Consider the following 12,019-nt stretch of genomic DNA (forward strand, 5'->3'; position numbering starts at 1 on the left):
ATGACACCGCTTCAAGAAAAATTATTAGAGCTTTTTTGCACTTTTGATCAGTTTTGCAGGGAAAAAAAAATTACTTATTTTATGCTTGGTGGGACGATGCTTGGAGCCTATCGTCACAAAGGTTTTATACCATGGGATGATGATATTGATATAGGAATTCCAAGGAGTGATTATGAGCGTTTTATAAAAGAGGCAAAGGACGCCTTACCTGAAAAATATATAATCAGACACCGAAGCATAGAAAAGGATGTCCCTTATGCATTTGCCCATATGGAAGATAGAACTACGACTTGCATTGAAAATAGAAGAAATAAAAAGAACTATTCAGGCGGAGTTTATCTTGAGATTTTTCCATTGGACGGAGGGGCTTCTACAAGCCGGATGCAGAAGTTGCAGGCGATGAAAGTATATATTTATAAGAAAATGCTATATGCTAAAATAATGGATTATGAAGAAAAGCATCGTGCATTTTATAAGGCTTGCATTATTCATACTGTTCGGGCGTTGTTCACAATTGATGGATTGACAAAAAAAATAGATAAGACAATACAACAATACAATAAAAAAGAAAATCTATATTATTGTAATCATCTTGGACATTGGACAATCAAGGAAAATATTAAAAAAGAGGTTTTTTTACCGCCGAAGGAATATGAATTTGAAGGACATAAATTCTTTGGAGCCGGTAATGCACATGAGTATCTTACAAGTTTGTATGGAGATACTTATATGCAGATTCCTTCGAAGGAAGAGCAAGAGAAAGGAAAACATCCTGCTTATTTTTTGGATTTAGAACTTCCATTTGAGGAGTATAAAAAGCAAAGGGAACGTTAGAAGGCAGGTAAAGGGAAGAAATATGACTGGAAAACGGAGAAGAAAAAGAACAAGAATAAGAGTTCTTATTGGAATATTGATTATGCTGTCAATTGTCGTGGGACATTTTGCAGGAAGAGTTGCATACGAATATAATCATTCGCTCTCATTACTAAACAGAGAATCGGGAGTTGATTTAAGTGATGTAGATGTCAATGAAACGAACCTTGTATCAGAGAATAAAATTATTAATATTTTATTGGTTGGTGCAGATAAACGAAAGGCGTGGAAAGAGGCCGGACGTTCGGATTCAGTTATGATTGCTACAATGGACCTAAAGCATAAACAGTTAAAGCTTACTTCTTTAATGCGTGATATGTATGTAAAAATACCGGGACATGGAGAAAACCGATTTAATGCAGCATATTCATTTGGAGGAGTATCGTTATTATACCAGACAATTGCTGAAAACTTTGGTATTAAATTAGATGGTTATGTTGTTGTTGACTTTGCAGCATTTAAAGAGGTAATCAACACAATAGGGGGTGTTGAGATTGAATTAACAGATGCAGAGTATCAATATCTTGTAAAGGCATATGCAAATAAAGATGATTCTGCCAAATATGTCAAACCGGGTCTTAATTTGATGAATGGAAATCAGGCACTTGCTTATACAAGAATTCGTCAGGACGCAAAGGCAGATTTTGGTCGGACACAGCGACAGAGAAATGTATTACAGTCTATTTTTACAAAAGTTAAGGGAATGTCAATTGGTGAGTTAAAAGATTTAATGAATAAAATTTTACCATCAATTGTAACGGATTTGACAAATGATGAAATTACATCGTATCTCTTATCAGTAGTAATGATGGGAACAACAAAATTTGAACAGATGAGAATACCGGTGGATAATTCATTCCAGGATGCGAAAATTCGTGGAATGGCGGTTCTTGTCCTCGATTTTCAGAAAAATCAAGAAGCACTTCGCAATTTTATATTTGAAGATGCAAACATTGATAAAAATACGGAAAAATCAGAATAATTTTAGAAATTAATTGACAAAGTTAACCAGTATTGATAAAATAATTCTCAAAATATTGTATTCTTTAACACGCTATAGTGATGTAGTAAAGGGGCAGATTGGAGGAGTCATGTATGAGTAAAATCGTATTATCTATTTTAGTTGATAATACAGCAGGTGTATTAAGCCGTGTTGCAGGTTTGTTCAGTCGAAGAGGTTATAATATTGATAGTCTTTCTGTAGGTGAAACGGAGAATTCATTATTTTCCAGGATGACGATTCAGGCTTCCGGTGATGACCAGATTTTAGAACAAATAGTAAAGCAGCTTGCAAAGTTAGAAGATGTGAAGGAAATCAAAGAATTGGCAGATGGCGAATCGGTCTGTAGAGAATTAATTTTAGTAAAAATAAAGGCAGGGCAGCAGGAACGGCAGTCGATTATAGCAGTTGCTGATATATTCAGGGCTAAAATTGTTGATGTTTCAATGGAATCTATGATGGTTGAGCTGACTGGCAATCAGGCAAAATTAGATGGCTTTATGAAACTGTTAGAGGGATTTGAGATAAAAGAATTAGTAAGAACCGGTCTTACCGGTCTTACAAGAGGTGCAGGGGATATGGCAGATTATATGGATGACTAGTCTCTAAAATTGGAAATAATACGGACAGAATCCAATCGGCTTCGATGGTGGATTTGAGTCGTTCAATTTAGGGAATTAAGCCATAGATAAATAATTAATATATGGAGGGAAACAACATGGCAAAGATTTATTATCAGGAAGATTGTAACTTATCTTTATTAGAAGGAAAGACAATTGCAGTAATCGGTTACGGAAGCCAGGGACATGCGCATGCTTTAAATGCAAAGGAATCAGGCTGTAATGTCATTATTGGTCTTTATGAGGGCTCAAAATCATGGGAAAAAGCAAAAGCACAAGGTTTTGAAGTATATACAGCTGCAGAAGCCGCAAAAAGAGCAGACATTATAATGATATTAATTAACGATGAAAAACAGGCTAAGATGTATAAAGAGTCGATAGAGCCAAATTTAGAGCCAGGCAATATGCTAATGTTTGCCCATGGTTTTGCAATTCATTTTGGACAGATTATTCCTCCAAAAGATGTTGATGTAACAATGATTGCACCAAAAGGACCGGGGCATACAGTAAGAAGCCAGTATCAGGAAGGAAAAGGGGTTCCTTGTCTGATTGCCATTCATCAGGATGCAACTGGAAAAGCACATGATCTGGCATTGGCTTATGCACTGGCAATTGGCGGAGCGAGAGCCGGTGTATTGCAGACAACATTCCGTGAAGAAACAGAAACGGACTTGTTCGGTGAGCAGGCTGTATTATGTGGTGGTGTATGTGCATTGATGAAAGCAGGATTTGAAACATTAGTAGAGGCAGGTTATGAACCGGAGAGTGCATATTTTGAATGTATTCATGAAATGAAATTAATTGTTGACCTAATTTTCCAAAGCGGATTCAAGGGCATGAGATATTCTATTTCGAATACTGCAGAATATGGAGATTATATAACAGGACCTAAGATTATTACAGAAGATACAAAAAAAGCGATGAAACAGGTTCTCACCGATATTCAGGAAGGAAAGTTTGCAAAAGACTGGTTACTGGAAAATCAGGTTGGTTGTCCAAACTTTATGGCGAAAAGAAAGAAAGAGGCAAGTCATCAGTTAGAGCAGGTTGGTGAAGAACTTAGAAAGTTGTATAGCTGGAATGAGGAAAATAAATTATTAGATAACTAGAACGAGGAAAGGCTTCTAAAACTGTAAGTGTTCGTATAGAAAAAAGAATACAGAATGGAAAAGACGAATGGAAACATAGGTTGCTTCTATTCGTCTTTTTAAATTCATAGGAAATTACGTCCTATGAATTTAAAAGCCCTCCGGGCGGGAACGCACTGCCCCAAAGATAGCATAAAACTTAAAGTGGAAAAAAATTACTGGAAATTCAAAAATAGACCACTTATACTATAAGAGTAGGATACCAGGAGCACAAAGTGCGTAGCCATTCGTAGGTATCAGGGGTCAAAATATCTTTTGACCCCAACATCATAGTAGTTATAAATTAAAATAGGAATAAGATAGGAGCGAAAAATGTGTTAAAAAGAACGGAAAAGACTTTGCGGAGGGTTGAAAATAAGAGGGGTTCCAGCTTTATTTATATGACAGAGGGAGTTTTAGTCGGAGTTGTTGCAGGTTTATTGGCTGTTTTTTATCGGTATCTTTTATCCACCGCAGAACGGTTTGTATTTTGGATGAATGATTTCCTACATGAAAATATAGGTTATTTTTGTGTTTGGATAGCAGCATTAATTATAATGGGTTATGTTGTCGGTAAAATTGTAAAATGGGAACCGATGGCCAGCGGAAGTGGTATTCCTCAGGTCACCGGAGAAATGAGAGGATACTTAAATTGTAACTGGTGGAAGGTCATTATTGCAAAATTAACAGGTGGCTCTCTGGCAATCGCAGGCGGCTTATCACTTGGTCGGGAGGGACCATCCATACAGCTTGGGGCAATGGGAGCAAAAGCAGTTTCTAAATTATTGAGAAATAATAAAACAGCAGAAAAAACGCTGATATCCTGTGGAGCAGGAGCAGGGCTTGCAGCGGCATTTAATGCCCCATTGGCAGGTGTTATGTTTGTTTTAGAAGAAATACATCATACCTTTGATGGTGTTGTTATTGTTGTAGGAATGATAGCCGCAGTTACAGCAGATTATATCTCCAAATTTTTCTTTGGACAGTCTACCGTATTTCATTATGAAAACAGTACATTTCCGTTGCGGTATTACTGGTTATTGATTGTTCTTGGTATTATACTTGGTGTATTGGGCGTCATCTATAATATTATTATGATTAAAGGTCAGGAAGTGTTTGCAAAACTTACAAAGATTCCAATAGAGTATCGTATTATAATACCATTTATACTGGCGGGAATCTGTGGATATTTTTTACCACAGATATTGACAAGTGGACATGTAATGGTAGAAATCTTAATGAAGCAGGAATCGACAGTTGGATTTCTATTGGTACTATTAGTTGCTAAGTTTTTATTTTCAGTGGTCTGCTTTGGTGCAGGAACACCGGGAGGAATCTTTTTTCCATTATTAATTTTAGGCTCTTATATTGGAGCAGTTTATGGGAGTCTTAGTATCGAATTATTTGGCTTAAATCCGGATTTATGGCATAAATTTATCATTCTTGCAATGGCAGGCTTTTTTGCTTCCATTGTCCGTGCCCCTTTGACCGGAATTGTATTAATTGCAGAGATGACCGGAAACATGACAAGAATGATTGACCTTGTTGTTGTTAGTATCATTGCTTATGTAGTAGCCAATCTATTGAATAATCCGCCGATTTATTCAAGTCTTTTGGAAAGAATTTTGAAAAAACGGGGTGTTCCACTTATTCGGGGCGGAGATGGAAAAATATTGGCAGAATATATTATTCCGCTCGGTTCGGATCTGGATGCAATGAAAATTAAAGAAATCCCATGGCCGGATTTCTCACTTGTGGTATCTATAAAACGTGGAGAAAAGGAACTGACCCCACATGGAGAAACACTTTTAAAAGCAGGTGATGAAATATTAGTATTAATTGATGAAAAATATTATACTATGGCAAATGAAACAATTGAAAAGTTAAATGAAGGGCAGTAAAATATTAATATGATACAAAAGGTCATAGAACATTTTTTGACCTCTATATTAAAGAAAAAGAACAGGAGAAATTAGAAATGAGAGCTTATGAACGTTTATTAAACTATGTAAAAGTGGCAACAGCAAGTGATGACAAGAGTGAAGCAACGCCAACAACAAAGTGTCAGTTTGATTTAGCAAATCAGTTAGTAAAGGAATTGAAAGAACTCGGGGTAGAAGATGCAAGTGTAGATGAGTTGTGCTATGTTTATGGTACATTGCAGGCAACAGAAGGGATGGAGGACAAACCAAAGATTGGCTTTATTGCCCATATGGATACTGCACCGGATTTCTGTGGTGAGAATATTAAACCTCAGATTATTGAAAATTATGACGGACAAGATGTTGTATTGGGAACAAGTGGAAGAGTATTGAGTGTGGATACATTTCCGCATTTAAAAAAATTAACTGGAAGAACATTAATTACTACAGATGGTACAACACTTTTAGGCTCTGACGATAAATCCGGAATCGCAGAAATTATGACGGTAATAGAAAAGATTCAAAATGAGAATATTCCTCATGGAACAATTTGTATTGGATTCACACCGGATGAAGAAGTTGGAGCAGGAGCAGACCACTTTGATGTAGAACGCTTCGGAGCAGAATTTGCTTATACAGTAGATGGTGGAGAAGAAGGAGAAATCGTATACGAAAACTTTAATGCATATGAGGCTCTATTTGATATCAATGGCTTTAATGTACATCCGGGAAGTGCAAAAAATACAATGATTAATGCACAGCTTGTTGCAATGGAGATTAATGGCATGCTTCCGGCAGCCGAAGTTCCAGAACATACGGAAGGATATGAAGGTTTCTATCATTTATGTGAGATGAGTGGGAATGTGGAAAAAACACATATGGAATATATCGTAAGAGATCATAGCAGTAATATGATGGAAGCAAGACTTCATACTTTGCGTCAAATTGAAAAAGTAATCAATGAGAAATATGGAGAAGGAACGGTACAGTTATCAATAAGAGAAGAATATAGAAATATGGAAGAAAAAATTCGTCCATGCTTCCATATTGTGGAAACAGCAAAAAAAGTAATAGACGAAATGGGAATTGAACCAATTACCGTAGCAGAGCGTGGAGGAACAGACGGTGCAAGACTAAGCTTTATGGGTCTTCCTTGCCCAAATTTAGGAACTGGAGGCTATGCATTCCATGGACCTTATGAACATGTGACAGTAGAAGGTATGGATAAGTGCGTCGATATCATTTTAGGAATTATAAAAGAATATGCGAAATAAGAAATCAAAATAATTAAAAAAATTAAATATAAAATTGCTATAAAAATACTTGTAAGATAAAACAAAATCTGTCAAAATAAGTGTAAGAAAAGTTTGGTGCGAATGTCAAGTGAACATAAAAATCCTAGGAGATTCGCACCAAGTTTTGAAGAAAAATAGGTATACAGATTATACAAAAAATAAAAATATAACACAATAATTTTTGCACTGGAATAAAGTGGGGAATTGTCTAATTGAAAATTTATGTGTATAATGAAACCATAAGATTTGATATTCAGATACAATGAAAAAGAATGGGAGTGAGATATAATGAGAACAATCATTCGTCAGGAAACGAGAGAAGACAGGGATAATGTGTATAAGGTAATAAAAAAAGCTTTTGAAACAGTAGAACATTCGGATCATGATGAGCAGAATTTAGTAAATCGTCTTAGAGAGAGCGATTCTTTTATTCCGGAGTTATCGTTGGTTGCTGAAAAAGATAAAAAAATTATCGGTTACATTTTATTCACTAAGGTTAGTGTGAACAAAGAAACATTACTTGCTCTTGCTCCCTTGGCTGTTCATCCTGATATGCAGAATAAGGGGATTGGAAAGCGTTTGATAAAGGAAGGGCATAAACGGGCAGTTTCAATGGGATATAAGGGGTGCATTGTATTAGGACATCATGAGTATTATAAAAAATCTGGTTATCAGCCGGCGAGTTTATTTCATATAGTGGCACCATTTGACGTGCCGGATAAGAACTATATGGCAATTGAGTTAACAGAACATGGCTTAGAGAACATAGCAGGAACGGTTGTCTATGCCAAGGAATTTTATGAGTAAGCAGGGACATGAAAATGAAATATGATTATTCGATTATAGTGGATGAGATTCTCCTTTGGTTTGAGAAAGAAAAAAGAGATTTACCATGGAGAAGAAATCCACTTCCTTATTATGTTTGGATTTCTGAAATTATGTTACAGCAGACAAGGGTAGAAGCTGTGAAAGAATATTTTAAACGTTTTTTAGCAGAACTTCCAACGATAGAGTCATTAGCAACGGTGGAAGATGATAAATTAATGAAGCTTTGGGAAGGGCTGGGGTATTATAATCGGGCAAGAAATTTAAAAAAAGCAGCTGTTCAAATCATGGAGCAGTATAATGGAGAACTTCCAAAAGATTACAAAGAATTAATTAGTCTTCCGGGAATCGGTTCTTATACGGCAGGTGCGATTGCATCACAGGCTTACGGGATTGCGGAACCTGCAGTTGATGGAAATGTACTCCGTGTGACAAAACGGTTAGCGGGAAGTTATGACGATATTACAAAGGCAAGTGTTAAGAAAGAATTAGAAGAAGAATTAAAAAAAATAATGCCGCAAAATGAAACAGGAAGTACATATAATAAGGCCGGAGCATTCAATCAGGCCTTGATGGAACTGGGAGCGATTGTCTGTATTCCAAATGGAAAACCATTGTGTGAGAAATGTCCTTTACAGAAAAAGTGCATTGCTTATGAAAAAAATATAATAATGGAGCTTCCTGTAAAACCATCGAAAAAAGCAAGAAAGATAGAAAAAAAGACAGTGTTTGTTTTTGAGTGGAATGGTAGATATGGAATTCACAAAAGAGCCAAAAAAGGATTACTGGCAAATTTGTGGGAATTTCCAAATGTAGAGGAAATGTATTCAATCTCAAAAGTAGAAAGATTTTTAGAGAAACAAGGAATTTTAGAATATGAAATGGAATTGCTTGGTGAGGCGAAACATACTTTTAGTCATGTAGAATGGCATATGCTTGGATATAAAATAAAGATAAAGGAAATAAAAAAAGAACAGGCAATTTTCATGGAAGATCTTGTATGGGTGACAGAAAAAGAATTATTTGAGAATTATGCACTTCCTACCGCTTTTGGAGCATTTAAACAAAAGATTTAGAAAAGAGAGGAGGCAGGTTATATGGGTGATATAACCTGCCAAAGTTATGAAAAAAACAAATGTATTATTAAAAGGGGAGTTCCTTTTATAGTACTTATTCTAAGAGAAAAATATGTTCAGAGTATGTTAAAAGTATGAAAATATTGTGAATTTAAAAACTGAAATATTGTCTATAAAAGAGGAGGGGGCATGTTATTATAAAATAACATGCCCGGGTTATGAAAAAAACAAATGTATTATTAAAAAGGGTTGTTCCTTTTGATGTAATTTATTATAAAAAATAAATATGTATAGAGTATGTAAAAAGTTTGAAAAAATTGTGAAAATGTTATTCATAAAATGTCCATTAATGTACAAAATGAAAACAGGATTCGTTGACAGCCTTGAAATACTATGATAGCATATTTGCAATAATAAAATAGAATGAGGAAGGAAATGGAATTATTATGCTAGATAAAGGAAAATTTATAGAAATGCTTACTTCGATTGTTGAGATTGCAAAAACACAGGAGAATACCATTTCACAGGACGAGATCAAGCAGTATTTTTCTGATATAGAATTAGAAGAAGAACATTATGACCATATCTATCAATATCTTTCAGAAAATAATATTAAAGTAAAAGGATTTTTATATGTTCCAAAGCAACAGGGAGCAGAAGAGAAAGAACAGGAAGATTCAGAGGAAAGCAAAGAAATTGAGAGCAAGAATTCCATTTATCTCAATATGTATTTGCAGGAATTAGCAGATATTGAAGCGTTAGAAGAACAGGAAGAAATAGAACTTCTTATGGCACTTATAAATGGCGAAGAATATGCAAAGAAGCGTTTGACAGAAGGATGGTTAATTAAGGTAGTAGAGCTGGCGAAAAATTATAAAGATAAAAATGTTTTAATCGAAGATTTAATTCAAGAGGGCAATATTGGTTTATTAGGTGGAATTGAAAGTCTTTGCGGCAAAAAAGAAGCAATAGATGGGGCTTTATATTTAAAAGAATCGGTTCTTTTAGCAATGGAACATATGATTGACGAATCTATGACAGAAAATGATTGGGAAAGTACGGTTCTTGCAAAGACAAATCTGATTAGCGAGGCTGCTAAATTTTTGGCAGAAGATTTGGGAAGAGTTGCTACTTTAAAGGAATTAGCTGATTATACTAAAATAGAAGAAAATGAGATTAAAGACATTTTAAACTTATCTTTGGATGCGATTAAAATTGGTGAAGGAGAGGAAAAACATTCGAAAATTCAGGTGAAAAAAGCACCCAAAATTAAATAAAATAAATTTCTTACGAAAACCGGACTAAAAAAATCCGTCTATTGACAAAGGAATCTACCCGACGTATCCTATAGTAGGAATGGTCGGAATATATAGGTAAGCCTATATGTTTGGACATTCTTAAAAAGTATATTTTTCTGAATCCTATAGGTACGTCCTGAGAGAAAGAGCAAAAATGAAATTTTAAGCTATATTAGTAGCTTTTATTTGCATACCCAGAACGGAGTATGCATTTTTTTTAGTATTTTTAAGGATTTTAATAAAGGGAGTACAAGTTGGAAAGGAGAGCATCTATATGCAGACTAGGATTGCGCTAATTGGTATTATTATTGAGGATACGAAATATGCAGAACAGGTAAATGAATTACTTCATGAGTATGGTTCTTATATTATAGGAAGAATGGGAGTTCCATATCGGGAAAGGGGAATCAATATTATTTCTGTTGTTTTAGATGCGAAAGAAGATACCATTAATTCACTTTCCGGCAAACTTGGAATGTTAAAAGGAGTAAGCGTGAAATCTATACTTTCTAAAACGAGTCAGTAAACAAAACGATTAAGAGAAAGGGGTACAAAATATGTATGATGTAATGTCAAAAAAAGCAGAGGAGTTTATTGATGATAAGGAGATTTTAGACACAATCGAGTATGCTGCTAAGCATAAAAATGATAAAAAATTGATTCATGAAATTATAGAGAAAGCGAGGGTCTGTAAGGGGCTTAATCATCGTGAAGCCCTAGTACTGCTTGAATGTGAATTGCCGGAAGAAAACCAGAAAATATTTGAACTGGCTAAAGAAATAAAGCAAAAATTTTATGGAAACCGAATAGTCATGTTTGCGCCACTATATTTATCCAATTATTGTGTCAATGGCTGTGTGTATTGTCCTTATCATGCAAAAAATAAGACAATATGCCGTAAAAAACTGACACAGGATGAGATTAAAGAGGAAGTTATCGCATTACAGGATATGGGACACAAAAGACTTGCATTAGAAACGGGAGAAGATCCTGTTAATAATCCAATTGAATATGTATTAGAAAGTATTAAGACAATTTATGGAATAAAACATAAAAATGGTGCAATCCGCCGTGTCAATGTAAACATAGCGGCAACAACAGTGGAAAATTACCGTAAATTAAAAGAAGTTGGAATCGGTACTTATATTTTGTTTCAAGAAACATATAATAAGGAAAACTATGAAAAACTGCATCCAACAGGACCAAAACATAATTATGCGTATCATACGGAAGCAATGGACCGGGCAATGGAGGGCGGCATAGATGATGTCGGAATCGGTGTGTTATTTGGTCTTAATATGTACCGTTATGATTTTGTAGGTCTTTTAATGCATGCGGAACACTTAGAGGCGGCAATGGGGGTAGGTCCCCATACAATCAGCGTTCCAAGAATTCGTCCGGCGGATGATATTAATCCGGACAATTTTAGCAATTCAATATCAGATGATATATTTGAAAAAATTGTTGCAGTGCTTCGTGTTGCGGTTCCATACACAGGAATTATTATTTCTACAAGAGAAACAAAAGAATGTAGAGAACGTGTGTTAAAAGTAGGAGTATCTCAAATTAGTGGAGGTTCCCGTACTAGTGTGGGTGGTTATGTAAAGGAGGAATCCGATGAGGAAAATTCTGCACAGTTTGACACATCAGATACAAGGACACTGGATGAAGTTATTAACTGGCTTTTAGATGGAGGATATATTCCAAGTTTTTGTACAGCCTGTTATAGAGAGGGAAGGACCGGTGACCGTTTTATGAAGTTGGTAAAATCCGGTCAGATTGCAAATTGTTGTCAGCCAAATGCATTAATGACTTTAAAAGAATACTTAGAAGATTATGCTTCAGATGATACAAAACAAAAAGGTGAAAAAGTAATAGAAGAAGAATTAAGACATATTACAAATCCGAAAGTTTATGAAACAGCAAAGCAGCGTATGGAAAAAATAGCATCTGGGGAGCGAGATTTCAGATTTTAATCAAAGT

The 12,019-nt window shown here is 35.2% G+C and carries 11 protein-coding genes; all 11 read left to right on the forward strand.

Features of this window, described 5'->3' with window-relative positions:
- The 11 genes from FYJ58_RS06125 to hydG all read left to right on the forward strand — a co-directional run bounded on the left by FYJ58_RS06125 (position 1) and on the right by hydG (position 12,012).
- The gene (locus tag FYJ58_RS06125) at positions 1-834 is read left to right on the forward strand and encodes a LicD family protein (protein WP_154518784.1); all 834 of its coding nucleotides are present in this window, start codon (positions 1-3) and stop codon (positions 832-834) included.
- 22 nt (positions 835-856) lie between these two features.
- Complete coding sequence (locus FYJ58_RS06130; RefSeq protein WP_154518786.1) at positions 857-1,855, forward strand: LCP family protein; 999 nt, start codon at positions 857-859, stop codon at positions 1,853-1,855.
- A gap of 113 nt (positions 1,856-1,968) precedes the next feature.
- Complete coding sequence (gene ilvN, locus FYJ58_RS06135) at positions 1,969-2,475, forward strand: acetolactate synthase small subunit (RefSeq protein WP_154518788.1); 507 nt, start codon at positions 1,969-1,971, stop codon at positions 2,473-2,475.
- A gap of 116 nt (positions 2,476-2,591) precedes the next feature.
- A complete protein-coding gene (ilvC, locus tag FYJ58_RS06140; RefSeq protein ID WP_154518789.1) occupies positions 2,592-3,602 on the forward strand; it encodes a ketol-acid reductoisomerase in 1,011 nt (336 codons plus the stop codon).
- Between the two features lie 353 nt (positions 3,603-3,955).
- The gene (locus FYJ58_RS06145) at positions 3,956-5,521 is read left to right on the forward strand and encodes a ClC family H(+)/Cl(-) exchange transporter (RefSeq protein ID WP_328597809.1); all 1,566 of its coding nucleotides are present in this window, start codon (positions 3,956-3,958) and stop codon (positions 5,519-5,521) included.
- A gap of 77 nt (positions 5,522-5,598) precedes the next feature.
- Positions 5,599-6,816: a peptidase T gene (gene pepT, locus FYJ58_RS06150; protein ID WP_154518791.1), complete on the forward strand. Its 1,218-nt coding sequence runs from the start codon at positions 5,599-5,601 to the stop codon at positions 6,814-6,816.
- Between the two features lie 309 nt (positions 6,817-7,125).
- A complete protein-coding gene (locus FYJ58_RS06155) occupies positions 7,126-7,644 on the forward strand; it encodes a GNAT family N-acetyltransferase (protein ID WP_154518793.1) in 519 nt (172 codons plus the stop codon).
- Positions 7,645-7,658: 14 nt separating this feature from the next.
- Positions 7,659-8,738: an A/G-specific adenine glycosylase gene (gene mutY, locus FYJ58_RS06160; protein WP_235912572.1), complete on the forward strand. Its 1,080-nt coding sequence runs from the start codon at positions 7,659-7,661 to the stop codon at positions 8,736-8,738.
- Between the two features lie 446 nt (positions 8,739-9,184).
- On the forward strand, positions 9,185-10,015 hold the full coding sequence (locus FYJ58_RS06165) for an RNA polymerase sigma factor region1.1 domain-containing protein (RefSeq protein ID WP_154518797.1): 831 nt from the start codon (positions 9,185-9,187) through the stop codon (positions 10,013-10,015).
- A 295-nt stretch (positions 10,016-10,310) separates the two neighbouring features.
- Complete coding sequence (locus FYJ58_RS06170) at positions 10,311-10,562, forward strand: TM1266 family iron-only hydrogenase system putative regulator (RefSeq protein WP_154518799.1); 252 nt, start codon at positions 10,311-10,313, stop codon at positions 10,560-10,562.
- A 31-nt stretch (positions 10,563-10,593) separates the two neighbouring features.
- Positions 10,594-12,012, forward strand: coding sequence for a [FeFe] hydrogenase H-cluster radical SAM maturase HydG (gene hydG, locus FYJ58_RS06175; RefSeq protein ID WP_154518801.1), 1,419 nt, complete (start codon positions 10,594-10,596; stop codon positions 12,010-12,012).
- The last annotated feature ends 7 nt before the right edge of the window (positions 12,013-12,019 follow it).

Source organism: Velocimicrobium porci, assembly GCF_009696045.1.
GTDB lineage: Bacteria > Bacillota > Clostridia > Lachnospirales > Lachnospiraceae > Velocimicrobium > Velocimicrobium porci.